Below are 24,732 nucleotides of genomic sequence, written 5' to 3' on the forward strand. Positions count from 1 at the left end.
TTAGTCTCTTTTTACGAATGTTCGTTCGGGTTATAATAAGAACAAACGTTCGATAGAGGGGGATGGACATGCTTTGGTATGAAACAGCAAGTATCACGGAGAAAAAAACCTCAATGAAACGAATTGAGTTTCATTTGAAGAATTTCAAAAATTACCAGGCTGCGATTTTAAATATCGAAAGACAGCTTGAAAAAAGAAGTACGCATCATTTGGATCACATGACACGGAAGAAGTTAGAACAGCAAAAAAATCAGTATGAACTCATCGTTGCTTGTATTGAAACAGCACTAAAAGAGCTGGATGAGATAGAGAAGCAGCTCATCGATTACAAATACTTTCGAGATTGGCGTATGGCCAAATGTGCGATGGAAATCGGCTATAGTGAAAAAACCCTCTTTTTAATGAAGCGCCAGCTTATGGATCAACTGCTCATTAGCTTAGCTGCGATTACCAATATTTAAAAAAGGTGTTGTCCTATTTGATAGAACGCAGCAAAGAGACAGAAAGACCCGATGATTGTCGTCAATAAGTAGACAGCAAGTTTTCCGTTTTGCCGCTGCTCTAGCATGGTCGCAGACTCTACACTAAACGTAGAGAATGTTGTGAAACCACCGAAAAAACCTGTTCCAATGATCACAAGCAGCGGATGATTGGCAGTCACGGCACCTGTCAGTATACCTAAACCGGCAGCACCTAATAAGTTGATGAGAATAATACTGTACGGGAAACGAGCATGAGACTTAGTTTTCTGTATCGATTGGCTAATGAAAAAACGAAGGGCGCTGCCAATCCCGCCGGCAATAGCTGTATATAAAACGATCATTTATCTGCCTCCTCTCTGCTGCTTATTTTGATGAAAGAGCTGCTGAGCTAGCATTAGACCACATAAGGCAGCGGCTACTCCGGCAATGACTGAGAGCAGGATGTAAATCACACTTGAAGTGAATTGCCCAGTCTGTAATAAAAGAATCGTTTCTTTAGAAAAAGTGGACATTGTCGTAAAACCTCCGCAAAAACCTGTTCCGATCAAAGCGGCAAGATATTTTTTTCCCTTCTGGAACATAAAATATCCTGTTGAAAAACCAAGAAGCAGACTGCCTGTTACGTTTTCGATTAGCGTTGCATAGGGGAATGTTTGGCTGACGATCGATTGGCTTAGTTCATATCTGCAAAGTGTCCCAATCAGTCCACCAATAAATACGGCAAGATACGCTTTCATTTACATCATTTCTCCTTTAGAAAAAATGGCGGGTGATCCGTCACCACACCATCAACGGGATATTTTTTGATTCGATCGGCTGTTTTTTGATCTTTCACAGTCCATATAAACACATCCATCCCGAATGCGTGGATGCGGTCTATCCACCACCTGTTGATCATCGTTTTTTTCATATTAAGACAATTTGCAAACGAACTGTATGCCGTTAACTTTCTTTTCGTCAGTTTAAATGCATTGGGCTTTATAATCAAAGCTGTTCGAAGAGAAGGGGCGAATGCTTTGATTCTTTGCAGTGCATGATCATCAAAAGATTGAATCATGATATGACGAGAATAGGCAAACCGATTGATGATGCGGGCAACTGCCTTTTCAATTCCTATCTGCCGTTTTGGGTGTTTGATCTCGATCAATATCCCAATCCGCTGGCTGTATCTTTCAAGAATCTCTTGTAATGTTGGCATTCGTTCATTCGTGTACTGTTGGTCAAACCAGCTTCCTGCGTCCAGTTTTTTCAACTGATCAAGTGTATAGCTTTTGACTAAGCCGGCCCCGTTCGTCGTTCGGTCAACTGTATCATCATGGATCACGACGACGTGCTGGTCCAATGTGAGCTGTACATCTAATTCAATATAATCTGCACCCTGCTGAACAGCTAAATCAAATGCAGCAATTGTATTTTCTGGGGCAGCGCTTGATGACCCTCTATGCGCAATAATATACACATGCTCCAGCTCCCTGACTTAAGTTCTGGTCTTATCATATCAAATGCTTTACCGTTTTTCCTTCTTTACTATATGGACGAAAGAAGAGCTGTATGTAATGGTGAAGCGGATTGCTAAGAAAGTATGATAATACAAATGTGATAAGTTGCAGGAATATCCCAAGCCATGATTGAGTAAATCTGAAGTACATCAATTTTTTCTTCGATCAATTTTGTCCAAATCGTCAGCGTTCGCCAAAATATTAGTGCTTTCGTCATGTTGACTGAAAATTCTGATGTTTTATAATGATGAAAAGGAGGCGAGATGATTGGGTAAAGGGAGAATTAGAGTGGAAGAACGTATTAAGGTCGAAACGGATGCTGAAATGTTTAAAGCGACTCTCCTTGATCAGGCTCAGAAGAAAAAGTAGTTTGCTGCCCGTCGATATGTCTCTAGCCAAAATTTCATAATTGAACATCATGCCTCGGGACTGGTCCCGAGGCTTTTTATTTAGAGGTCAGACATTTATGAGAGGACATAAACGAAGGTTATATTATAAACTAGAGAGGATTGTTTTAAAGGAGAGAGACAAACATGTTTACACAAAAATGGATGGATACATATTTTACAGTAGATGTTGCGATCCAAATCGGTATTAGCCTTTGTATTTTATTGCTTTTTTTATTGCTTCGGAAAGTATTTACGAAGTACTTATTTCATCTTCTCTTTAGGCTGACCAATCGGTCTAAAACGGAGGTCATTAACCAAATTGTTGTGGCATTCGAAAAGCCAGCCAGACTGTTTTTTGTCGCACTTGGGTTATATTTTGCGTTAAGACAGGCACCATACTTTGAGCATCATATGGATGTCATCGTCAAATTATATAGATCCTCCATTATATTGATGCTGACGTGGGGGCTTTGTAATTTAACCGCAGCTTCTTCTTTCTTATTTCAAAAAGTAAATTCGAAATTTGAATTAGAAATGGATGATATTTTAGCGCCGTTTTTATCGAAGGTGCTTCGTTTTATTATTATTGCACTAAGTATTAGTGTCATTGCACAGGAATTTAATTATGATGTAAATGGACTTGTGGCAGGTCTTGGTCTAGGGGGTCTAGCCTTTGCGCTTGCTGCACAGGATACGGTGGCAAACTTTTTTGGAGGGGTCGTCATCATTACAGAGAAGCCTTTTACAATGGGCGACTTTGTGGAGACACCAAGTGTTCTTGGGACTGTCGAGGACATTACATTTCGAAGTACAAAATTTAGAACACCTGCTGAAGCTGTCGTGACAGTTCCGAATTCTACGCTTTCAAAGGAACCAATTACGAACTGGACGAGAATGAATAAACGCCAAATTACGTTTTCCGTACGTGTATCCTACAATACACAAAAGGAAAATCTGGATCATTGTATCAAACGTCTCAAACAAATGCTTCATGAACATGATGGGGTGCACAAGGAGACAATCATGGTGAATCTCGATGTACTGGCAGACAGTTATTTGAATTTATTTTTTAACTTTTACACAAACACGACGGCCTGGGCTGAAAACCTGAATATCAAACAGGACATTAACTACCGTATTATGGATATCTTCCATGAAGAAGGTGTAGAATTTGCCTTCCCTGGACAGACCATTTACATGAAACAAAAAGGTGAAAAACAGCTGAGTGAATAAAGGAGGAAGGATGAGTGGATCAAACAAAGGTGGCAGTGCTAAGAGAGAAATTAACGCAGGCTTCACATATAATGGTACTTTCAGGTGCGGGTATGAGCACGGAATCAGGTATTCCTGATTTTAGGTCAACAGGCGGTTTATGGACTGAAGACACCGCTCGCATGGAGGCGATGAGCCGATCCTACTTTTTATCAAATCCTCATCAATTCTGGCCGAAATTCAAGGAATTGTTTCAGATGAAAATGAGCGGGGAGTACGAGCCGAATAGCGGGCATACCTTTTTAGCCAGCCTTGAGAAACAAGGAAAACTTGTAGAGATTTTTACCCAAAATATTGATGGCCTGCATAAAAAAGCAGGAAGCCAGCATGTATATGAACTTCACGGCTCCATTCAAACAGCTACTTGCCCATCATGCCAAGCGACATATGAACTGCCTTATTTATTACAAGAAGAAGCGCCTGTATGTCTAAAGATTTCCTTAGACGGACGGACATGTGGACAAGTGCTGAAAACAGATGTTGTCCTTTTTGGAGACAGGGTCAAACATTTTGATCAAGTAGAGAAATCACTTCAGCGAGCGGACCTTCTGCTCGTCATGGGGACTTCCCTAGAAGTAGCGCCAGCAAGATATATTCCAGAAGATGCCGCTCAAAATCCTTCCATCTTCAAGGTGATGATGAATTTGAGTGAAACAGAATACGATCCACTGTTTGATCTTGTCTTTCATGAACGAATTGGCGATCTCGTGAAAGCTTTATAAATCATCAAAGACCCCGCATCCAAAAAAGGAGCGGGGTCTTACTTTATTGTTGTAGCGGCTTCATTGTTTCATCAAGGACTTCAAATGTATAGCCCTTCGCTTTTAGCTGTGTGAGCAAACTGTTTAAGTATTTTGCTGTCGCTGGCTGATCGTGCATTAAGATGATTTTTGGTTCTTTTGGATGTTTTGTCTCTAGCATTTGCAGCTGATTCAATACCTCTGGTACATATTTAGAGCTTTTATATTTCCAGTCAAGACTGTCAATTGTCCAATCCCAGTAGATAAAGCCTTTTTGTTTTAAACGTGCTTTTTGCTGATCCGTTAAATTTGGAGCGCTGCCATAAGGTGTTCTCACAAGGTGTGTATACTCTCCTGTGACAGAAGCCAAAATGCGCTGATCTTCCTTCATCTCATTAACGGGAGAATCACTTTTTTGATAAAAGCGTTTCACATCATGTGTGATCCCATGAAGCCCTAACTGATGACCTTCTTGATGAAGTCTTTTCACAGCTGCCGGATGTTCTTTAATCTGTGGCCCAAGCATGAAGAATGTGGCCTTTACTTGATGTGCCTTAAGCACATCTAAAAGCTGGTTTGATGTCGCTGACGGACCATCATCGAAGGTTAAAAAGATCGTTTGATTCGTTACATGTTTGTTTGGGTTGATCTTAAAATGTGCATCTAATGTTTTCGTAGAATCATCTTTTGCTTTCAGACTTGTGCTTGTGTCTCGGAATTGACTGCTCGCAGACATTTTAGCCGGCTGATCTGCTGCCTGCATATTGGTTTTAGATATATCCCAAATAAAAAAGAGGATCAGTGACAAAATCACTAAACCAATCGCCTTTGAGAGCAGCATCGTGTTTGAAGGTGTCTGTTTTTTCGTAACCCGTTGCATTTCAATCGCTCCAATAAATCAAAAATTTGTGTCGAATCATGTAGTAGATTCTGTCTTTTTTCATTGTTTTTTGTCGTGTTCATATGGAGTAAGTATACAGGAAAAAAGAGCCTATGAATATAGAAGATGCTAAAAAATTGGAATCTTTTTGGTTATGAGTCTATGTTTGTTACAATAGAAAGTTGACTATTTACCATGATGTGAAATAATTCTGAATAATCATTGAAACGTACCCATTTATCCGCTAAGATAGCATCAGATTCAACCATTAATGCGAAGCGAAGGGGAGATTCCGTATGAAAGTATTGTATAATGACGATTTCATTGAAAAAAAGGATGCACATGTGGATATTGAAGACAGAGGCTATCAATTTGGTGACGGCGTCTATGAGGTCATCCGTGTATACAATGGGAATTTGTTTACATTAAAAGAGCATACAGAGCGTCTGTTCAAGAGTGCAAAAGAAATCGGCATTCATCTTCAAGGTGCAGTATCAGATATGGAAGAAAAGTTAAAACAGCTCGTCGCCCATAACCAATTAACAGATGGCGGTGTGTATATTCAAGTCACGCGGGGCGTCGCACCTCGTAAACATCAATATGGCAATTCTCTCACTCCTCAAATTACAGCATATACGTTCCAGGTGAAAAAGCCTGTTCATGAGCAGACAGCTGGTGCAAAGGCTATATTATCTGAGGACCTTCGCTGGTTAAGATGTGATATTAAAAGCTTAAATCTTTTATATAACGTCATGGAAAAACAGAAAGCATCTGAAGCTGGTGCGTTTGAAGCCATTCTGATTAGAGACGGTTTTGTGACAGAGGGTACTTCCTCGAATGTATATGCCATCATTGATGGCGTGATTCGCACACATCCCGCAAACAATTTTATTCTAAACGGTATTACCCGTAGAAAGCTTCTTGAAGTATGTGATGAAGAGGGATGTAGCGTTGAAGAAACGCGTATAAGTAAAGAAGAGCTGCTGCGCGCGCAGGAAATCTTCATCAGCTCGACGACGGCTGAGGTCATTCCGATTGTTGAAATTGATGGTCAGCCAGTAGGTGAAGGCGTTCCAGGAGAGTTGACAAAGCGTGTACAGGAAGGCTTCCAACAAAAAATTAAACAGGAAAGTGAAGCATCGATTTCTTCATAAATAAAAAGAGGCTGTAAACGAATGTTTACAGCCTTTTGTGATTCTTTTATTTTACAATAAGCACAGGTATATCTGATTTTGATGATAACTTTTCACTTACACTGCCAAAGAGCATTTTTTTCAATCTGCTTTGGTCACGGGCTCCCATGACGATGAGGTCTGCTGAAATGTCTTCAGCATATTCGATAATCGCTTCCGCTGGTTCCCCCTCAACAATTTCAATGGCAGCTTCAAACTGCTCCTCATTTAAAAGCATTCTTGCTTCTGCAACGACCTCTTCTGTATGATCTTCAAAAATCAAAGGACTTTGCTGTTCATCATGAGGTACATACACAGGGGGTGTTTGAAGGTCTGCCATGCCGCCGCCGATATAAGCTCCGCCAGTCATTGGGCGCGGTGCATCAAACACCTGTCTGCTTGATTTGCCATCATGTGCATAGGCAACGGTCAGCTTGGCATTCAAGGTTTTGGCTAAAGCGATTGCCTTTTTTAATGCTTTCTTACTGTCTTCATGTCCATCAAACGCAACGACCATCCGATCAGCTTGAAACAATGTCCTCATTCCTTTCAAAAGGAGTCTTTACACTCATGGTATACCCGTTATCTGAAAAAGATACACATGAAGGCGGTGAACTTTTTGTTAGAAAATTTCATTTATTGAAAAATATTTATTGACAAAATGGTGACAGCCACTATAAGATAAAAAAAGATTCAAGAGCCAAAAGGAGGAAATGTCATGTGCAACATCATTGGAAGAATGAAATCAAACTGTATGAATGGGTTGATTCACGTGACAATTACACCTTCATTGGTCATTGAAAAGGGACTCGTATGTTCCAATTGATCGGATGAATCAAGGCGTATGTTGCGTATTTGTCAACATGCGCCTTTTTACATGACGAAAAGAGGCGTACCAGATAGCTGGTTGCCTCTTTTTTTGTTGTATTCATTTCGCATTTCGAAATAAAGGGATGAAGATCAACAAGTAAATGAAGAGGAGTGAAAGCATGTGAACATGCCAAAAACAAGACAAATGACAAAAACCAAAAAAACAATTCAAGGTGACAGCCAAGAAAATCTAGAAAGCGGCTAGCTTTAAAAGGAGAGACACACATGTTTTCAGTATTTACGAAATTAGGCTGGTTCTTCAAACAAGAGTGGAGGCGTTATACGATCGCCATTACACTCCTGCTCATTGTGAATGTGCTTGAAATGCTGCCGCCAAGATATCTTGGGCAGGCAGTTGATGACATTCGTTCTGGTCAATTTACAACATCCAGTATAATGTTTTATGTCACTATTTTTTGCTTGCTAGGTGTCGTCGTCTATACGCTGACATATTTTTGGATGTATCAGTTATTTGGCGGCGCAAATGTCATGGAGCGTGTAATGCGTGGGAAACTCATGCGCCACTTACTTAAGATGACACCTACCTTTTATGAGAAGAAAAAAACAGGTAACTTAATGGCATTAGGTACAAACGATTTGAATGCTGTAGCTTTAACGACAGGTTTTGGCGTTCTGACATTGGTGGATTCCACTGCTTATATGCTGATGATCTTTTTTACGATGGGGCTGACGATTAGCTGGAAATTAACTTTAATGGCGATTATCCCTATGCCGCTAATGGCGCTCTTGATTGCGTATTATGGCAGCAAGATTCATGATCGCTTTACAGTTGCTCAAGATGCATTTGGTGATATGAACGACCGCGTCCTTGAATCAGTCGCAGGCGTCCGGGTCATCCGGTCTTTTGTACAGGAGAAGCAAGATGTCGAACGCTTTCGTCAAATGACTGATGATGTATTTCAAAAAAATATGAGAGTGGCGGTCATTGATTCATTGTTTGAGCCGACAGTGAAATTACTTGTCGGTGTCAGCTACTTAATAGGAATTGGCTACGGAGCCTATCTTGTATTCCAAAGCGATTTAACCATTGGTGAGCTTGTCGCTTTTAACGTCTATCTTGGGATGATGATCTGGCCAATGTTTGCGATCGGCGAGTTGATTAATATTATGCAAAGAGGAAATGCGTCGTTAGACCGGTTGAATCATACACTCAGCTACAAGCCGGATGTCACAGACGCTTCTCAGCCAAAAACGTTACAAGAGCCTGGCGATATTCGGTTTGACCAAGTGACATTCAGGTATCCAACTTCCCCTAAAGATAATTTAATTGATGTGTCCTTTAGAGTTCGAAAGGGGCAGACGATCGGAATTACAGGCAAAACAGGAAGCGGTAAAACGACTATCGTAAAACAGCTTCTGCGCCAGTATCCAACAGGTGATGGTCAAATCCTGCTATCAGGAGTCCCAATCCAAGAAATCGAATTGGATCAGCTATTTCAATGGATCGGATACGTACCGCAAGATCATATTCTTTTTTCTAAAAGTGTAGAAGAGAATATGCGTTTTGGTCATCGAGACGCAAAACAAAATGAATTAGCACAAGCGATCAAAGATGCTTATTTCGAAAAAGATTTACGTCTGTTGCCAGAGGGTCTCGAAACCATGGTCGGAGAAAAAGGTGTGGCGCTGTCAGGTGGACAAAAGCAGCGAATTTCCATTGCACGCGCTTTATTAATAGATCCCGACATTTTAATACTGGATGACTCGCTTTCTGCGGTAGATGCAAAAACAGAAACCGCTATTTTAGAAAATTTAAGGCAAAATCGTCATGGGAAAACGACGTTTATTACGACTCATCGTCTATCAGCTGTTGAGCATGCAGATCTCATACTTGTCATGGAAGAAGGACGCATCGTCCAAAAGGGAACTCACGAAGAGCTCATTCAGCAAGATGGATGGTACAAAGAACAATTTCTACGTCAGCAGCTGACAAACCAGCTGGAAGGAGGGGATGAGGCATGACAACAGGAAGAAGACTCCTTGCCTACGCACTCCTTTATAAGAAAGTACTGTCTGTTGCCTTGATCTTTCTCATCATTGCAGTAGGTGCTGAACTGACAGGACCATTTATTGGGAAGAAAATGATTGATGATCATATTTTAGGTGTAGAAAAGCCTTATGTCGAGGTCAATGAAAAAACAGACAAAACCGTTTATTACCAGGGAAATAACTATATACGAAGCGATCGATTAGACAGTGGTATGGAATCTGGAAAACAAATCAATGTGGTGCAAGTCGGATTCGGTTACTATTTTGTGAATGAGCCGATTCGCTTTGATGGAAACCGAAAGATCTCGGGAGATCAGCTTACCATTGAAAATGGAAACGAGCACGAGACCTATCAAGTACAGCGTTTATCGAAAGAGGAAATTTTCTCTTTTTATGAGCCGGAAATCAGTGGTTTGGTGCAGCTTGTTCTATTTTATCTAGGGCTTCTCGTTATTGCGATTTTCTTTCAATATGCGCAGCATTATCTGTTACAGCGAATAGCCAACCGAATTATTCAAAAAATGAGGGTGGATGTATTTGAGCATATTCAAACACTGCCTATCCGGTATTTTGATAATTTACCTGCTGGAAAGGTCGTAGCGAGGATTACCAATGACACAGAAACCATTCGTGATTTATATGTGACAGTCCTCGCTAATTTCGTGACGAGTGCGATTTACATGATAGGAATTTATATTGCCATGTTTTTATTAAATGTGAAGCTGGCACTCATTTGTTTAGTGGCGGTACCGATTATTTTCCTATGGTCGATGACCTACAGAAAGTTTGCATCAGTGTACAACCACCGCATTCGTTCGATCATTAGTGACATCAATGCCAAGCTAAATGAAGCCATTCAAGGGATGACCATTATTCAAGCGTTTCGTCATGAAAAAGTGACGAAAGAGGAATTTGATGAGCTGAACAACAATCACTTTCGATATCAGCGAAAGATGCTGCATTTAAATTCACTTCTGTCGCATAACTTGGTTAACCTGCTTCGGAATTTAGCCTATGTGGCACTCATTTGGTATTTTGGCGGTGCGTCCTTAAGTCCGACGGGCATTGTGTCAATTGGTGTGCTCTATGCGTTTGTCGATTATTTAAATCGATTATTTCAGCCGATTACAGGTATTGTGAACCAATTCTCGAGATTGGAATTAGCAAGGGTTTCATCGGAAAGGGTTTTCCGATTATTGGATGAGCCAGGAACAACAGTGGAAGAACCTGTTCAAAAGAAAATGGAGGGACACGTTCAGTTCCAAGATGTCACCTTTGCTTATAATGAAGGAAATAATGTATTAAAGAACATTACGTTCGAGGCAAAAAAAGGCCAAACGGTTGCACTTGTGGGGCATACTGGTTCTGGGAAAAGCTCGATCATGAACTTGCTGCTGCGTTTTTATGACATTCAGCAAGGAGACATTCTCATTGATGGAGAAAGCATTTATCGCCAGTCTCGGCAAACGTTGCGGAAACAAATGGGCATTGTGCTTCAAGACCCGTATTTATTTTCCGGAACGATTGCATCTAATGTCAGCTTAGGAAATGAAGACATTAAAAGAGAAACGATTGAAGCATCATTAAAACAAGTAGGCGCAGTAGAGTTATTGAAGCATCTGCCAGAAGGATTTGATGAACCAGTCGTTGAAAAGGGAAGTACTCTTTCCTCAGGGGAACGTCAGTTAATTTCATTTGCTCGTGCACTAGCGTACGATCCAGCGATCTTAATTTTAGATGAAGCCACCGCAAACATTGATACAGAAACAGAAGCGATCATTCAGCGAGCACTTGATGTCGTCAAAGAAGGACGAACAACTTTTGTCATTGCTCACCGATTATCCACCATTAAGAAAGCCGATATGATTTTGGTTTTAGAAAAAGGGGAAATTGTCGAGCGGGGTAGTCATGATCAACTCATGCAGCAAGAAGGGCTATATGCGCAAATGTACGAACTGCAAAAGGGTGCTGTGGCAAACAGTTGATGAATCACAAAAAAGAGCCTATTCATATTGAATGAGGCTCTTTTGATTTGCATAAAAAAGTCGAGAAATCGTTTTTGACCTCGATCTTTACTCGTTATGCGTCATTAGTAGGCAATGCCGACGCGTTGATGTACAAATTCCTTCGAATTTAACTGCTGATATAAAAAGTGTGCGGTATCTTCAACTGAAATTTTCTTTCCATCTATAGGGAGAAAATCTTTCTCATAGCGATATGACCGTGTCACTTCTCCGTCTGGTAAATAGGTTGGACAAATAATGGTCCAATCTAAATCAGTCGATTGAAGGAGTTCAAACGCTTTGGCATGCTCCTTAGCTGCTCGGGAAGTGGTCCGCCTTGATTCATTTGTTTCAAAACGGTAAAGTTCCGGCTGCTGCCTTGCCTTTAAAATACCTGCTGTACCTATTGTAATAATTCTTGATGTATTTGATTGCTTCATGGCTTCTACGATATGCTCCATTGAAACAGATAATGTATCATCACCATCTGTCGATAGACAGCTCACAACAATATCTGCTCCTTTGATCGTCTCAAGCACATCTTCTCGATTTCTTGAATTGCCGGTGACTTGAAACATACCCGCAAGCATTTCTTCTCGGTTTGTCCGAATCAATGAACGAACTATGTAACGATCATCTACTTGAACGAAACGAAGAAATGCTTGTCCTACACGTCCATGAGCACCGAAAAGAGCTATTTTCATCTGTTCGATCCCTCCACTACATACTATAAGTGAAAAGAACCGAAAATGGTACAACTTTTATGTGATGCTTTTTTTATAAAGGTGAAAGGACCGAATACTATGAGCATATTCACATAATAGAGAGATACCTACGAATTGTAGAAGTTCAAAGTTCATACCGGAAATAATGTCCATGAAGATCCGCTCCTTTCTACTCCATGATATGAGTTGGAAAGGAGATTGGTGAGGGAGAATAATAAAAAAAGAAGACACCTTAAGAGGTGCCTTCTAATATCCAGATATGAAATTAAGCTTTTGTTCCACCCATGTGTTGTTGCGCGTAAGACACAAGACGTTTTGTGATTTCTCCACCAACTGAACCGTTAGCACGAGCTGTAGTTTCTGCTCCAAGGTTAACGCCAAATTCAGAAGCGATTTCGTATTTCATTTGATCGATTGCTTGCTCTGCTCCTGGAACTAGTAATTGATTTGAACTATTAGAATTTGCCATGATGTGAATCTCCTTTTTGTATATGATTTGGTTTTTGGTTGGGTTTGCTGGAATCGCACCAGCGAAATGATCAAGTCATTTGCCACTTGGCGAAACCCAATGCAGTAACTGCTTTGTACTAAGTATTATGGTGATTTTCGAAAAAAACATACGAGAAAAGAACATGGTAAATGTTGTTCAACATGCAAAAAAGCCATCACTCAATCATGAGTGATGGCACTGCATATATCTCTTTATTCAGCGGAACGGATGCGGAGCTCCGTATCCGAATCAAAGAAGTGGGCTTTGTTCATATCGATGGCAAGAGGTATAGATTGTCCGGCCTGAACCTCGGTACGAGAATCAACACGTGCAATAAAAGACTGACCATCGAGAGAAGAGTAAAGCATCGTTTCTGCTCCCATTAATTCAGCAACTTCTACGTTAGCATCAATCTTTGTGCCCTCAGACGCTTCTATAAACACGGGTTCATCATGAAAATCTTCTGGTCTGATACCAAGGATGATATCTTTTCCTATATAACCTTGGCTGCGTAATACCTTCATCTTTCCTTCTGGTACACGTATATGCGTTTTTCCAACTGCAATGGCACCGTCAGAGAGCTTTCCTGTAAAAAAATTCATCGCAGGAGAACCAATGAATCCACCTACAAATACATTCTCTGGATTTTCATATACATCCTTCGGCGCTCCAACCTGCTGAATAAAGCCATCTTTCATTACGACAAGACGAGTAGCCATTGTCATAGCTTCAGTCTGATCATGTGTGACATAGATAAATGTCGTTTGCAGACGCTGATGAAGCTTAGATATTTCAGCACGCATTTGAACGCGAAGTTTTGCATCTAAATTAGAAAGCGGCTCATCCAAAAGAAAGACCTTTGCATCACGCACAATTGCTCTCCCGAGTGCAACACGCTGTCTTTGACCTCCAGACAGTGCTTTTGGTTTCCTGTCTAAATATTGCTCAAGGCCTAATATTTTAGCGGCATTTCGAACCCGCTCATCAATTTCTGTTTTCGGGAACTTCCGCAACTTTAATCCAAAAGCCATATTATCGTATACATTCATGTGAGGGTATAATGCATAGTTTTGGAAAACCATTGCGATATCCCGGTCTTTTGGTGCTACATCATTCATCCGTTTTCCGTCTAAAAGAAAATCCCCTTGTGAAATCTCTTCAAGTCCTGCAATCATGCGAAGGGTTGTTGATTTTCCGCACCCAGATGGACCAACAAATACAACAAATTCTTTATCTTCTATATGTAGATTAAAGTTGTCTACTGCTGTTACCTTGTTATCATACACTTTATAAATTTGATTGAGCATCATTTCAGCCATAGATGATAACCTCCCCATTTACTTGTTGAAAGCGCTTTACTTGTAAATAAAGTGTATAAAATGGGGAAGCGTCTGTAAATGGACAACGTGCACAACATCTCATTTTCATTTTTGGGCAGGGTGCTCATGTCACTGAATGTTATGAAAGGTCGAGAAGATTCATCATAAAATAGACGGCAGATGCTTCTGGAAAATGTCGTATATCAATTCCTGTTCGCTCAATAAATTTATCAATTCGATATTGAAGGCTGTTTCTGTGAACATATAAAGCTTTTGCTGCCTTAGATGCATTTAAGTTACATTGCATATAAGTCATGAGGGTACGGTAAACGTCCCGATCAAGGACCGCCTCTTTAAAAGCATCTGAAATAGCATGAGAGAGGGCGGATTCATCATAACGTAAGAGTGAGGGTAGACATTGATAAATTGTGCAAATCCCTGACCTAGGCTTAGCTCGCTGCATATGGCCCAAGACAAGCTGCTGTTCTTTTAACAATTTATTCTGTAAATGTTCATTTGGCAAATGGAGCTGTCCTTGTAAAAAGACTGAGTCTGTTAAAAAGTCACTTGTAATGGCTAGAGACAAATCATATAGTAGCTCTAATTGACTATTTTCTGATGTAGCGTTTGTTTGAATCAGCATCGCTGTATGAGCGCCTGTCCAAATGAAATGAGTTTGTTCGAGGCTGTGGACCACAGCCTCTTTTATTTGCTGCCTTTGTTCTGCTTGATGTGACATTTTAAAATAATATACACGGACGGGGTGCTGAACAGTTAGTGGTTTGTTATCAAAAAGATAGCTGTACCATTTTTGTTCATCCTCAGTCTGCTTTGTGTGAGAAAGATCAATTGGTGTAAGGAAAGTATTGAGGAGAAGTGTTTCTCTAGCTGTAAGCTTTGATTTGTCTACTCCAAATAATTCGCCTTCGTCTGTTTGGTACCAAAGAATTTGATGATCATCTGTAGGGGAGCTGATGATATGCTCTCCGTAAACAAGCTTTAATTTTTCTAACATGGCGAAGCTCCTTAAACAGTTTAATCATAGACATGGAATAGCATTAATTCGTGGATTTCTTCTTTTAATGTTGGTTCGACTTCATGGGGCGGAAGCTGAGAGCCCCATTCAATATCACCTGTTTTGTGGTAGATGCCTTCGTAGTGCGCACCATTGTGAAAAAAGGATATTTTCCAGCCTGGCAATTGTGCTTTTTTAAAGAGAGGTTTCCATTGAAAATGAGAAATCATATCATTATTGCCTCCTTGCTTTTATTGATGAAACAATAAATAAACACGACAATACGGAAACAACCTTGAACTTGATTTTATTGTATCTCATCTGATGAAAAGAGCATAGGAAAAGCATAGATTTCATAGCACCCTCACTTTAAAACGAAAAACATTCAGTAGACGTTTGTATGGTCTGTAGTTGTTGAGGTCGTTTGTGAAAGGTAAGATGCGTAATCCATGATTCTTTTGCCGATCAGCCTTTCTGAGTTTCGCAATGAGACATGCTGGAAAACCTCGCGGCCAGGGCGAGAATTGGCTTCAAACATCCAGATAGCTCCTGTCTGATCAATACCTAAATCAAAACCGATTTCACCAATATGACCGGACATTTTTTCATCAATTACCTGACTAAGCGTGATGGCCGTATAAGAAAGCTGCTCTAAGATTTTGAAACGCTTCTTCTTTTCTGGAAAAACATCATAAAGTGTTCTCACGGAGCCACCATGTGAATGGTGAGTCGTGACGGTGTGATTGCCAGAAATTTTTGCTGCTGCTGCTGTGACTGTCCAATGACCGTACTTATTTTTATTGGTATGGACTCTGAAATCCATTGGTTGATTGTCTATTTGAAGAAGTGCAATGCCTTGTTGAGCCATAAAGTCTTGAACCGCGTGATCTTTCCGGAGATTGGTCACGAAATCCTCTAATGAGTCATATGGAACAGCTCTTCCTTGATTTGAGCATACAATGATTCCATGAGCCTTCTTGTTTAATTGATAAATATCGTCGCCGTGACTGCCGTTTGACGGTTTTAAGTAAATGACCTGATGTAGATGGAGGAGTGTTTCTATTTTATTTAGAGCGTCCACCGGGTCCAATTGAATGGAATGTGGAAGAAAAGGACATGTTTTTTCATCTGTTAACAGTTGTTCATGAATATCCCATTTGTTAAAAAAATGAGGGTTGAACCAAGGAATATCATAGTCTTGAGTGAGTTTGCGTTTTGTTTCTTGAATGAATGCTGACTGAGCAGTCTTTCTACTTGGAAGACGGTCGTAAATGACTGAAGGCAGGGGCATCTGTTTTTTAACCCATGTTTGCTGTTGGTACAACAATCCTTCTACCATTCCTTTATCCCAATCAATAGAATGAGTACCAAAAAGATAGGCAAAACCGGCATGTTGTTTGAAAGAGCGCAGCAGTTTGATAAAAAAGTCTGATCTCGTTCCGAGTGGCTGCGTGCTTTGCTCAAAACCTGCGGTGAAAATACCAAGCAGTGGCCCTAAAAACAGGGTATGATAAATGGCGATCACATCAGCTTTTGATTGATAAGGAATTCGTAAATCTCTATATAGATCTTCTGATAATAAAATTTTCTTCGGATGTTGATGATAGGAAACGGTGAAGTCATCTATTAAACGGGAACCTAAAGCAAGAGAATAGATCGCCTCCTGCTGTTTAAAACGGACGGGAAGATGAATTGTTTTTTCACTTGTGGGATGAGGAGCGATGATGCAGCGATTTTTGTTCATAAGATACCTCCTTCGGTTGAGACTTCATCGATTGGGCATGTGCAAGAATGGTACGAATCAAATGATTTTCCTTGTCAGGATAAGCTTTTAAAAAAGCGGATCGCCCTGGTTTTGATCTTATATTTGATATGAAAAGCCTGCCTTCACTTGTATGAAGTAAGTCTACAGCGAATTCAAAGCAAGGGGAAAGGGTTTTATCTATATATACTGGCAGAGATGCTTGAATGGATGCAATATCATCTAAAAGAAGCTCTTTGATGTGCGGAAGCAAGGTGTTTATATAGTGATCAAAGCCTATCATGGCTGCTGATTTTTGTGTAATGCTTAAATGACTATTTTCTGTAGGTGATTTTGTGTGAATTCCTATGCGATTCCACTGATTTTGTGAATCTTTCATCAGGAAAATCCTTATTTCATTGAATAAAAAGTCTTTTTCATCACTCGTCTGAAAAAATTGAAGGAAATATCGGCCTACATATTTTTTACACCAACGCTCTATATCTGATGGACGCGAAAATGTGATGACTTGCTCGGGACTTAGCTGAACAGTGAAAGTGTTGTCTTTTAAGAAAATGAAGTAAGTAGATGCTGCATGGTGTTGAGAGAGCGGCTGCATTTTACAATAACCGTCTTTCCTTAACATGCTGAGAAGGTCTGATGTCTTTTTTAATAATGAGCAGACAGGTAAATATGGCTGTAAAGCAGGGAGAAGGCGGAGCTGCTCGAATAGCATCATTTTATTTGAAATACCTGTATTCAAAAAATCTGTTTTCGGATACTTTTTCAGCCAATCCATGATTGGTTTTGCTTTTTTAGATTGTGCGTCATGCTTGTAAAGGCATCGATCGTAAATCAAGTCAGGAATCTCAAATTCTGCTGCGACGAATCCATGACCATTCGTATATGTTTGACCTTGTATCAAATTTGAAGCCGGCTTTAAATCAAGTGGTGTAAAACGGACAACCTTTAAACCATAAGCAGGGGCAGCTTTGGCTAGCCCACGTGTGAATGTCTCTTCATACTTCGGTGAAAGGGTCACAATACCTAATGTTGATGTCATTAAAAAACACCTTCTTTTCAACTTCTTTTTTTACCAGCAGAAAAACACTTTTTTATGATTTTACATAAAGATTGCGCTCCTTTATCATTACGACAGATCGATTGATCATATGTCTAGCAGCATGCTTCATTTGCTTGGGAACTTGACAACAACTATAATACGTATAGGTTAAAACAATAAACATCGGGTGTTATTTGAAAGGTTGATGACGACTTTGAATATATTCACAACGTTTATCTTTATGATTGTGATAGGCGCAGTCATTGGAGCAGCAACAAACCATCTTGCGATTAAAATGCTTTTTCGCCCTTATAAGCCGTATTACTTATTCGGGAAACAGCTTCCTTTTACACCAGGGCTCATTCCGAAAAGAAGAGACGAAGTAGCCAAGCAAGTTGGTGTCATGGTGATGGAGCATTTGCTCACGCCAGAAGGTATTCAAAAGCGATTTGAATCATCGGAGGCAAAGCAAGAAATCTTACATACAGTCCATCGATATATTGACAAAGGCGCTGAAATGGAGATAACAGTGCTATCTTTGCTTGAAAGCTTCGGCGTATCACAGGCTGACGTCAAAGCAGATGAATGGATCCATGAGTGGTCTGATCATAAGCTCAATTCACTACTTGAAAATTATAATGAGCAAACTTTATCTGAATTGCTTCCGCAAGATGTGGAAAACAAAATATCTTCAAAAATTCCAGATGCAGCAGATTATATTTTAAAGAGAGGGATTCATTATTTTGAAAGTGAGGAAGGAAAATCAAGACTCGGTAATATGATTGATGATTTCTTAAAAGAAAGAGGAATGCTCGGCAGTATGGTCCAAATGTTTCTAGGAAATTCAAGCTTAATTGATCGGGTACATCCTGAAATCATCAAATTTTTAAGAAACGCAGAGACAAAAAGGTTTTTATCAGATTTGCTTGTTCAAGAATGGGACAAGGTGAAGCAGTTCTCTCTACATGAGCTTGATGAAAGATGGAATGTGAAGGAACTTATATTTAGCGTGAAAAACCAATTGCTTTCTCATTTCTCAACCAAGCTGATATTAGACAGGTCAGTTGGGTCATATGTCAGTGCTGTAGCGGATGATCTTAAAACACACGTTGCACCAGTACTGATTCAAAAGGGGATCAGTGCGGCATCAAATGTTTTAGAGGGTCTGCTGGCAAAGTTGCAATTTGAAGACATCATTCGTGAACAAATTGAACTTTTCCCGCTAGAAAAAATGGAAGAGCTTGTCGTCAGTATTTCCAATAAGGAGCTCAAGATGATTACATTCTTAGGCGGTCTTTTAGGCGGATTAATTGGCGCAATCCAAGCAATCTTTGTCACGTTATTTTAAGACAGACTAGAGAAATTTTGATGAATTCATTGTATATATGTGAAACGAAAGCCATAGTTTGTTATAGTGGAGTGGTGTCCGCCGATCATATCGGTGATAACGGATAGAAAGGAGACATAACATGTCTGTAAATGTTTATGATGTTGCATATGACCTTGAAAAAGCACTGCGTCATAGCGAAGAATATTCAACTTTAAAAAATCTTTATGATGAGGTAAACGCGGATGAATCCTCTAAAAGAATGTTCGAGAACTTCCGTGACATTCAAGTAAACCTTCAACAAAAACAAATGACTGGTCAAGAGATCACACAAGAAGAAGTGGAGCAAGCTCAAAAAACAGTAGCCCTTGTTCAACAGCACGATAAAATCTCTCAGTTGATGGAAGCAGAACAACGTGTGAGTGTTCTCATCGGAGAATTAAATAAAGTGATCATGAAGCCTCTTGAAGAGCTTTATGGGAATCCAGAAGAAAATTAATGAAAAGGGCGATGATATTCGCCCTTTTTTTATTTCACATGTTCCCTGTCTAACTTTTCAAAAAAAGGTTGTCGAAGCTCATAAATTCTGCGATAATACTTATATTGAAAGTGCTTTCAAATGAGCGCTCTCATGGGACAATTGGGTGCGTTTCACTTGGGATTTATGGCGATTAGCCAAACGAGAGAGAAGCGCTTCTGGGAGAAACACAAAGCATAAGGGGATCTGATATAAGCAATGCTTTGGTGTGTGAAAGATAAGGGGATCATGGGGAGCTTCATCACCTCATTGTGACGCATCCAAACCATACATAAAAAAAAGCCTAGGGGTAGGCTTTTTTTATTTGCAAAAGATTCATAACACACAGAGCTCTTTTAACTGCATGTTCTAAAGCACCAAGCTAGGGCATATCCTCATCGTAAGTACAGTCATCAAGAAGGGGGATGCCTCAGTGTCAAAAAAATTACTTGCACTCAATATAGATGGAACGTTACTTCGTTCCAATGGAAAAATCCATTCCGCTACAAAAGAAGCTGTGGAATACGTGAAGAAAAAAGGGGTTTACGTGACGCTTGTCACCAACCGGCATTTTCGTTCCGCACAAAAAATTGCCAAGGCGTTGAAGATTCCAACGTCAACCCTTGTGACGCATAGTGGTGCATTTATCGCGAATAAACTCGATGAGCCGCTTCATGTGAAGAAACTAACGGAAGAAAAAACGTTTAATCTTGTACAAATTCTTGAAAGCTTTGATTGTAATGTTCGCTTGCTGCATGAAAAATTCTCGATTGGCAACCGGAAAAAAACGCAGTCACAGCTGATGGGAAAGACGTTGATTCATCCGTCTGATCCAATTTTCTATCCCGTGCAATTTGTTGAATCGCTAAGTGATATGCTGATGGATGAACCGGTCAGTACACCAGTGATTGAAGTATATTCAACCGCAGAGCTTCAGCCTGAAATTCACCGAACCATTCAACAAGCTTTTCCATCTGTCGATCTTATTCGGATCAGTGATGAGAAAATGAATATTGTATGCAAAGGCGTATCGAAAGAAGCGGGGCTTTCTCTATTGACCTCAGCATTAGGTTTGACTTTAGAAGATACGGTGGTCATTGGGCAGGGAACAGATGATATCCCAATGCTCGAATTGGCTGGCTTAGGCGTTGCGATGGGAAATGCACCTCATACTGTTAAGCGTAAAGCCGATTGGGTGACACGTTCGCACGATGAACAGGGAGTCGCTTATATGATCAAAGAATACTTTAGAATGCAGCAAAGAGAAGGATTTTTACATCAATTCGATATTAAACGATAATATAGACGAAGGCCCTGTCAATTAAGAAATGGCAGGGCCTTCAACTGTTCCAGTCATTGCTTTTCCTACATAGATTTTGTAAAATGAAACAAGTTTGAAGATAAAGGTGATACGATGCGAATTTTAATTAAAGGGCTGTCAGATGAACGATTTCATCGCCCGCTTGTCAATATAGCCAATTTATTTGAAGAAGATAGTGAAGTGCTGTTTGATCCAGATGAATTGGAAGATGGCTTAACCATGGTGTTTAGCTGGGAAGAAGAAAATGGAACGGTGGAAGCATCTGGCTATATCGCTGGGTCAGACATCACTAGTCGTTTTTCGCGAGACGTCCCAGAGGGCTTGAATGACAAGGAGCGCTGGAAGCAAATCAAAAACACAGTGCTGTCTGTTTATTTACATCTGCTTCAGGAGCACACAGGAATGACGCAAAAGTGGGGTATTCTCACAGGGATACGTCCTACAAAATTACTTCATAAGATGCTGAGAGAAGGTATGACAAAGGAAGATGCGCATGCTGCATTAAAGCGTGATTATTTGATTCATGATGAAAAAATCGATTTGATGCAGGAGATTGTTGACCGTCAGCTTCAAGCGATTCCGGATCTGTATGACCTTCAGCAGGAAGTAAGTATTTATATTGGTATTCCTTTCTGCCCAACAAAATGCGCTTATTGCACGTTTCCTGCTTATGCGATTAAAGGACAAGCTGGAAGAGTGGGAACGTTTTTGTTTGGTCTGCATTATGAGATGCAAAAAATTGATGCTTGGCTAAAAGAACATGGGATCAAAGTGACGACTGTTTATTTTGGCGGAGGTACGCCGACAAGTATCACTGCGGAAGAAATGGATTTGCTGTATGAAGAAATGTATCGCTCGTTCCCTGATGTGAAACATATACGGGAAGTGACTGTCGAAGCAGGACGTCCTGATACGATTTCGCCTGATAAGCTAGAGGTGCTAAACCGATATCATATTGACCGGATTAGTATCAATCCACAATCGTATGAGAATGAAACACTGAAAGCCATTGGCCGGCACCATAGTGTAGAAGAAACGATTGAAAAGTATCACTTATCAAGACAGTATGGCATGAATAATATTAATATGGACTTAATTATTGGTTTGCCAGGAGAAGGGCTCAAGGAATTCCAGCATTCCTTGCAGCAGACTGAAGAACTTAAGCCTGAATCTTTAACTGTGCATACGCTCTCCTTTAAAAGAGCGTCTGAGATGACACGCAATAAGGACAAATATCAAGTAGCTGACCGAGAAGAAATCACACGTATGATGGATGAAGCGGTCGCTTGGACGAAAGCACATGACTATCATCCTTATTATTTATATAGACAAAAAAACATCTTAGGGAACCTTGAAAATGTCGGGTATTCATTAGATGGACAGGAAAGTTTGTATAATATCATTATTATGGAAGAAGTGCAGACAATCATTGGGATTGGATGCGGTGCTGCTAGTAAGTTCATTGATCCACGTTCAGGAAAAATTACGCAATATGCCAATCCAAAAGATCCAAAATCATATAATGACCGTTATGAACACTATACTGAAGAGAAAATTCAATTTCTTGAGTCATTATTTGTTCCTCACGTTTAAACACTGCGGTGACGCAGTGTTTTTTTCATTTGTAAAAGGGTATATAAGTGATAAAAAGTTAAAGCAGGTGTACATATGATTGATGTGATCGGAATTGGGATTGGACCTGCCAATTTAGGTTTGGCGGCTTTGTTAGAGGAGTATGAAGATGTTTCATGCTGTTTTTTTGAACAGGAGACTGAATTTGCTTGGCATCCTGGTATGCTGATCAAAGGAACGGATTTACAAGTCTCCTTTTTAGCTGATCTTGTGACGATGGCGAATCCAAGGAGCAGATATACATTTTTAAATTATTTACATGAATCAAATAGACTTCACCGGTTTTATACATTTGAACAGTTTGACATTCCGCGAAGAGAATTCAATGAGTATTTGTCATGGGTCGCAGGTGAATTAGATAGCTGTCAATTTGGGATGAAGGTAGAGGAAGTGACGGACTGCCAAGGTGGTTATCTTGTGAAAGTCCGGCGATTGAAGGATGGATCGCTTTCTGAGTATCGGGCAAAGCATGTCGTGCTCGGAACAGGGAGCAAACCGATGATTCCTGTCAATGTGCCTGATGCTGCACTGCCATATGTGACCCATAGCAGCCGGTATTTAGAGCAGCAGAAAGAACTTCATGAAGCTGAGGCGGTGACGGTCATTGGCTCTGGGCAGAGTGCAGCCGAAATCTTCTTAGACCTGCTTCAGTATCAGAAGAAAGGGCAGCAGCTATCTTGGTTTACGCGATCTAGTGAATTTAGAGAGCTGGAGACGGCTGAGCTTGGTCAGGAGCTGTTTACACCAAAGTACGTTGAATATTTCCATTCGCTTCCTTATGAAGAACGAATGAACACATTGCCTAGGCTGACTGGATTAAGAAATGGGATAGATGCATCGACGCTCTCACGCATTTATCAGGAATTGTATCATCGGTCTGTTTCAGGTGAAGAGCCATCTGTGATTATTCAGCCAATGACCGTGCTTGAAGCCATTCAGGTGGAGGAGAATCAGTCCCTGAAGCTGCACCTAAAGCAGTGGCAGCTAAAGAAAGAAAAGAGTATAACAGTAGATCATGTCGTATTGGCTACAGGGTACAAACCGAATATTCCGGCATGGTTTAGTGCGTATGAACCTTTAATTGAATGGGAAAGTGAAGAGCATTTTAAAGTGACAGAAGACTTCAGGCTTGTGTTCAAAGACAAGCGTCCGCATCATTTCTTTACATTCACGCACCTAGATCACTCTCATGGAACAGCGGCGACCAATTTAAAACTATCCATCTACCGCAACCAGAAAGTGATTCAAACCATTCGTGGGGGCAAAGAAGCGCCAGTCAAGCAAGAAACAGCCTTTCAGCAATTTGAATAAGAGATGAAAAAGGGACCCCAGCATAGGGTCCTTTACTATATAAAAATATATTTTTCGTTTCAATAATTATGCTTATTTTGGTATCGACTGATCCTGAAATTTCTTATGCAGAGGAAAAGGGATTATTCGGGTTGAAATGGAAGTAAGTCATGTGTTTAAAGAAAAGGGGGATGGGTGATGACATATATCAATTGTCAGCTAGACGGGGATATTTTTGAAATCGTTTTCAAAAGGCCTGAGGCTTATAATTCATTTCATGTGGACATGTTTGCTGAATTCAAAGAGGCATGTGATGCAGCGGAGGAAAGTAGTGCAAAAGTCGTTGTGATCAAGGGCGCGGGAAAAGGGTTTTCAGCAGGCGGAGATATTGGCATGATGCTTAAGCAGGAAAGTGAAGAAGATTTCCATCGTGTGATGGATTTGATCGAGGGGATTACACTTTCTCTAGCTGGTATGAAAAAAGTGACGATTGCTCTTGTCCACGGGTCAGCGGCAGGCCTTGCTTTTAGCTTTGCTTTAAGCTGTGACTACTTGTTTATGCATCAAGATGCAAAGCTCGCCATGAATTTTAATGGAGTAGGCTTAATTCCAGATGGCGGAGGGCACTTTTTCCTTACAAAAAGAGTCAGTGAACAAACCGCGAAACAATTGATTTGGAGCGGACAAAAGCTTCCTGCTGAAGAAGCGCTAAAGCTGGGCCTTGCAGACGGCGTGTTTCAAGAGGAAGTCGATGCGTATCAAAAGGTATGTGTGAAGCCGTTTATGAACATGCCGCTTCAAGCATTTATCGAGACAAAGCGAATCTATTTCCAGCAGTCAGAACCTGAGCTGCTAGCCGTTCTTCAAAAAGAGAGGACAGCACAGGCAAGGCTGAGGCAAAGCCATGATCATAAGGAAGGCATTCAGGCCTTTTTAGAAAAAAGACGACCTGTGTTCCAGAATGTATAAACGGAT

General features: G+C 40.4%; 25 protein-coding genes. 13 read left to right on the forward strand and 12 right to left on the reverse strand.

What is annotated here, in order from left to right; translation table 11 throughout:
* Window positions 1-68: 68 nt before the first annotated feature.
* On the forward strand, window positions 69-461 hold the full coding sequence (locus MKY83_RS04800; protein WP_044140658.1) for a hypothetical protein: 393 nt from the start codon (window positions 69-71) through the stop codon (window positions 459-461).
* Here MKY83_RS04800 and crcB (MKY83_RS04805) read toward each other — a convergent pair.
* The 3 genes from crcB (MKY83_RS04805) to MKY83_RS04815 are packed head-to-tail and all read right to left on the reverse strand — an operon-like array spanning window position 458 to window position 1,941.
* Window positions 458-823, reverse strand: coding sequence for a fluoride efflux transporter CrcB (gene crcB / locus MKY83_RS04805; RefSeq protein ID WP_044140659.1), 366 nt, complete (start codon window positions 821-823; stop codon window positions 458-460). The two genes, MKY83_RS04800 and crcB (MKY83_RS04805), sit on opposite strands and share 4 nt — an antisense overlap.
* On the reverse strand, window positions 824-1,219 hold the full coding sequence (crcB, locus tag MKY83_RS04810; RefSeq protein ID WP_044140660.1) for a fluoride efflux transporter CrcB: 396 nt from the start codon (window positions 1,217-1,219) through the stop codon (window positions 824-826).
* Window positions 1,220-1,224: 5 nt separating this feature from the next.
* Window positions 1,225-1,941 (reverse strand): glycerophosphodiester phosphodiesterase family protein, encoded by a 717-nt coding sequence (locus MKY83_RS04815; protein WP_044140661.1) that lies wholly within the window; start codon window positions 1,939-1,941, stop codon window positions 1,225-1,227.
* Between the two features lie 307 nt (window positions 1,942-2,248).
* Between MKY83_RS04815 and MKY83_RS04820 the strand changes: the two genes are divergently transcribed.
* The 3 genes from MKY83_RS04820 (at window position 2,249) to MKY83_RS04830 (ending at window position 4,364) form a co-directional block, all read left to right on the forward strand.
* A complete protein-coding gene (locus MKY83_RS04820) occupies window positions 2,249-2,350 on the forward strand; it encodes a YhdX family protein (RefSeq protein ID WP_008359843.1) in 102 nt (33 codons plus the stop codon).
* Between the two features lie 164 nt (window positions 2,351-2,514).
* Entirely contained in the window at window positions 2,515-3,603 is a 1,089-nt protein-coding gene (locus tag MKY83_RS04825) for a mechanosensitive ion channel family protein (RefSeq protein WP_044140662.1), read from the forward strand.
* A gap of 14 nt (window positions 3,604-3,617) precedes the next feature.
* Window positions 3,618-4,364, forward strand: coding sequence for an NAD-dependent protein deacylase (locus MKY83_RS04830; RefSeq protein ID WP_081277206.1), 747 nt, complete (start codon window positions 3,618-3,620; stop codon window positions 4,362-4,364).
* A 43-nt stretch (window positions 4,365-4,407) separates the two neighbouring features.
* Here MKY83_RS04830 and MKY83_RS04835 read toward each other — a convergent pair whose 3' ends face one another.
* Window positions 4,408-5,262, reverse strand: coding sequence for a polysaccharide deacetylase family protein (locus MKY83_RS04835; protein WP_065098946.1), 855 nt, complete (start codon window positions 5,260-5,262; stop codon window positions 4,408-4,410).
* Between the two features lie 296 nt (window positions 5,263-5,558).
* On the opposite strand from MKY83_RS04835, the gene dat reads away from it, so the two are divergent.
* Window positions 5,559-6,416, forward strand: coding sequence for a D-amino-acid transaminase (gene dat / locus MKY83_RS04840; RefSeq protein WP_065098945.1), 858 nt, complete (start codon window positions 5,559-5,561; stop codon window positions 6,414-6,416).
* A 46-nt stretch (window positions 6,417-6,462) separates the two neighbouring features.
* Here the strand turns inward: dat and MKY83_RS04845 are convergent, their stop codons facing one another.
* Window positions 6,463-6,969: a universal stress protein gene (locus MKY83_RS04845; protein ID WP_003210990.1), complete on the reverse strand. Its 507-nt coding sequence runs from the start codon at window positions 6,967-6,969 to the stop codon at window positions 6,463-6,465.
* A gap of 560 nt (window positions 6,970-7,529) precedes the next feature.
* On the opposite strand from MKY83_RS04845, the gene MKY83_RS04850 reads away from it, so the two are divergent.
* On the forward strand, window positions 7,530-9,287 hold the full coding sequence (locus MKY83_RS04850; protein WP_065098944.1) for an ABC transporter transmembrane domain-containing protein: 1,758 nt from the start codon (window positions 7,530-7,532) through the stop codon (window positions 9,285-9,287).
* Complete coding sequence (locus MKY83_RS04855) at window positions 9,284-11,299, forward strand: ABC transporter ATP-binding protein (RefSeq protein WP_065098943.1); 2,016 nt, start codon at window positions 9,284-9,286, stop codon at window positions 11,297-11,299. The genes MKY83_RS04850 and MKY83_RS04855 overlap by 4 nt, the downstream gene beginning before the upstream one ends.
* Before the next feature lie 104 nt (window positions 11,300-11,403).
* Here MKY83_RS04855 and MKY83_RS04860 read toward each other — a convergent pair whose 3' ends face one another.
* The 7 genes from MKY83_RS04860 to MKY83_RS04890 all read right to left on the reverse strand — a co-directional run bounded on the left by MKY83_RS04860 (window position 11,404) and on the right by MKY83_RS04890 (window position 17,670).
* Window positions 11,404-12,021, reverse strand: coding sequence for an NAD(P)H-binding protein (locus tag MKY83_RS04860; RefSeq protein ID WP_044140667.1), 618 nt, complete (start codon window positions 12,019-12,021; stop codon window positions 11,404-11,406).
* Window positions 12,022-12,307: 286 nt separating this feature from the next.
* A complete protein-coding gene (locus MKY83_RS04865; RefSeq protein ID WP_003210761.1) occupies window positions 12,308-12,511 on the reverse strand; it encodes an alpha/beta-type small acid-soluble spore protein in 204 nt (67 codons plus the stop codon).
* 233 nt (window positions 12,512-12,744) lie between these two features.
* Window positions 12,745-13,851, reverse strand: a complete 1,107-nt coding sequence (ugpC, locus tag MKY83_RS04870; protein ID WP_065098942.1) for a sn-glycerol-3-phosphate ABC transporter ATP-binding protein UgpC — start codon at window positions 13,849-13,851, stop codon at window positions 12,745-12,747.
* Window positions 13,852-13,990: 139 nt separating this feature from the next.
* On the reverse strand, window positions 13,991-14,866 hold the full coding sequence (locus MKY83_RS04875) for a helix-turn-helix domain-containing protein (RefSeq protein ID WP_065098941.1): 876 nt from the start codon (window positions 14,864-14,866) through the stop codon (window positions 13,991-13,993).
* Window positions 14,867-14,886: 20 nt separating this feature from the next.
* Window positions 14,887-15,096 (reverse strand): YheE family protein, encoded by a 210-nt coding sequence (locus MKY83_RS04880; RefSeq protein ID WP_003211787.1) that lies wholly within the window; start codon window positions 15,094-15,096, stop codon window positions 14,887-14,889.
* A 155-nt stretch (window positions 15,097-15,251) separates the two neighbouring features.
* Window positions 15,252-16,610 carry a YheC/YheD family protein gene (locus tag MKY83_RS04885; protein WP_342488240.1) on the reverse strand — a complete coding sequence of 453 codons (1,359 nt, stop codon included), beginning with the start codon at window positions 16,608-16,610 and terminating at the stop codon, window positions 15,252-15,254.
* The gene (locus MKY83_RS04890) at window positions 16,567-17,670 is read right to left on the reverse strand and encodes a YheC/YheD family protein (protein WP_065098939.1); all 1,104 of its coding nucleotides are present in this window, start codon (window positions 17,668-17,670) and stop codon (window positions 16,567-16,569) included. Before MKY83_RS04890 ends, MKY83_RS04885 begins: the two co-directional genes overlap by 44 nt.
* A gap of 214 nt (window positions 17,671-17,884) precedes the next feature.
* Between MKY83_RS04890 and MKY83_RS04895 the strand changes: the two genes are divergently transcribed.
* From MKY83_RS04895 to MKY83_RS04920, 6 genes are all read left to right on the forward strand, one after another.
* Window positions 17,885-19,018 carry a DUF445 family protein gene (locus MKY83_RS04895; RefSeq protein WP_065098938.1) on the forward strand — a complete coding sequence of 378 codons (1,134 nt, stop codon included), beginning with the start codon at window positions 17,885-17,887 and terminating at the stop codon, window positions 19,016-19,018.
* A gap of 121 nt (window positions 19,019-19,139) precedes the next feature.
* Complete coding sequence (locus MKY83_RS04900; protein WP_012009440.1) at window positions 19,140-19,496, forward strand: YlbF family regulator; 357 nt, start codon at window positions 19,140-19,142, stop codon at window positions 19,494-19,496.
* A gap of 451 nt (window positions 19,497-19,947) precedes the next feature.
* Entirely contained in the window at window positions 19,948-20,814 is an 867-nt protein-coding gene (locus MKY83_RS04905) for a Cof-type HAD-IIB family hydrolase (protein WP_065098937.1), read from the forward strand.
* Between the two features lie 114 nt (window positions 20,815-20,928).
* Window positions 20,929-22,428 carry a coproporphyrinogen III oxidase gene (locus MKY83_RS04910; protein WP_342490544.1) on the forward strand — a complete coding sequence of 500 codons (1,500 nt, stop codon included), beginning with the start codon at window positions 20,929-20,931 and terminating at the stop codon, window positions 22,426-22,428.
* A 75-nt stretch (window positions 22,429-22,503) separates the two neighbouring features.
* Window positions 22,504-23,778: a SidA/IucD/PvdA family monooxygenase gene (locus MKY83_RS04915; RefSeq protein WP_185107615.1), complete on the forward strand. Its 1,275-nt coding sequence runs from the start codon at window positions 22,504-22,506 to the stop codon at window positions 23,776-23,778.
* 177 nt (window positions 23,779-23,955) lie between these two features.
* Window positions 23,956-24,726, forward strand: a complete 771-nt coding sequence (locus MKY83_RS04920) for an enoyl-CoA hydratase (protein WP_185107613.1) — start codon at window positions 23,956-23,958, stop codon at window positions 24,724-24,726.
* Window positions 24,727-24,732: the final 6 nt, after the last annotated feature.

It is taken from the genome of Bacillus sp. FSL M8-0266, from assembly GCF_038613425.1.
Lineage (GTDB): Bacteria > Bacillota > Bacilli > Bacillales > Bacillaceae > Bacillus > Bacillus pumilus.

What these genes read in the sequence shown, in the direction of transcription:
- MKY83_RS04915 (WP_185107615.1), top strand. Translation starts at nt 22,504, where the DNA reads ATGATTGATGTGATCGGAATTGGGATTGGACCTGCCAATTTAGGTTTG.
- MKY83_RS04825 (WP_044140662.1), top strand. Translation starts at nt 2,515, where the DNA reads ATGTTTACACAAAAATGGATGGATACATATTTTACAGTAGATGTTGCG.
- MKY83_RS04875 (WP_065098941.1), bottom strand. Translation starts at nt 14,866, where the DNA reads ATGTTAGAAAAATTAAAGCTTGTTTACGGAGAGCATATCATCAGCTCC.
- crcB (WP_044140660.1), bottom strand. Translation starts at nt 1,219, where the DNA reads ATGAAAGCGTATCTTGCCGTATTTATTGGTGGACTGATTGGGACACTT.
- MKY83_RS04850 (WP_065098944.1), top strand. Translation starts at nt 7,530, where the DNA reads ATGTTTTCAGTATTTACGAAATTAGGCTGGTTCTTCAAACAAGAGTGG.
- MKY83_RS04885 (WP_342488240.1), bottom strand. Translation starts at nt 16,610, where the DNA reads ATGAACAAAAATCGCTGCATCATCGCTCCTCATCCCACAAGTGAAAAA.
- MKY83_RS04920 (WP_185107613.1), top strand. Translation starts at nt 23,956, where the DNA reads ATGACATATATCAATTGTCAGCTAGACGGGGATATTTTTGAAATCGTT.
- MKY83_RS04910 (WP_342490544.1), top strand. Translation starts at nt 20,929, where the DNA reads ATGCGAATTTTAATTAAAGGGCTGTCAGATGAACGATTTCATCGCCCG.
- MKY83_RS04835 (WP_065098946.1), bottom strand. Translation starts at nt 5,262, where the DNA reads ATGCAACGGGTTACGAAAAAACAGACACCTTCAAACACGATGCTGCTC.
- MKY83_RS04855 (WP_065098943.1), top strand. Translation starts at nt 9,284, where the DNA reads ATGACAACAGGAAGAAGACTCCTTGCCTACGCACTCCTTTATAAGAAA.
- dat (WP_065098945.1), top strand. Translation starts at nt 5,559, where the DNA reads ATGAAAGTATTGTATAATGACGATTTCATTGAAAAAAAGGATGCACAT.
- ugpC (WP_065098942.1), bottom strand. Translation starts at nt 13,851, where the DNA reads ATGGCTGAAATGATGCTCAATCAAATTTATAAAGTGTATGATAACAAG.
- MKY83_RS04800 (WP_044140658.1), top strand. Translation starts at nt 69, where the DNA reads ATGCTTTGGTATGAAACAGCAAGTATCACGGAGAAAAAAACCTCAATG.
- MKY83_RS04860 (WP_044140667.1), bottom strand. Translation starts at nt 12,021, where the DNA reads ATGAAAATAGCTCTTTTCGGTGCTCATGGACGTGTAGGACAAGCATTT.
- crcB (WP_044140659.1), bottom strand. Translation starts at nt 823, where the DNA reads ATGATCGTTTTATATACAGCTATTGCCGGCGGGATTGGCAGCGCCCTT.
- MKY83_RS04865 (WP_003210761.1), bottom strand. Translation starts at nt 12,511, where the DNA reads ATGGCAAATTCTAATAGTTCAAATCAATTACTAGTTCCAGGAGCAGAG.
- MKY83_RS04890 (WP_065098939.1), bottom strand. Translation starts at nt 17,670, where the DNA reads ATGACATCAACATTAGGTATTGTGACCCTTTCACCGAAGTATGAAGAG.
- MKY83_RS04900 (WP_012009440.1), top strand. Translation starts at nt 19,140, where the DNA reads ATGTCTGTAAATGTTTATGATGTTGCATATGACCTTGAAAAAGCACTG.
- MKY83_RS04880 (WP_003211787.1), bottom strand. Translation starts at nt 15,096, where the DNA reads ATGATTTCTCATTTTCAATGGAAACCTCTCTTTAAAAAAGCACAATTG.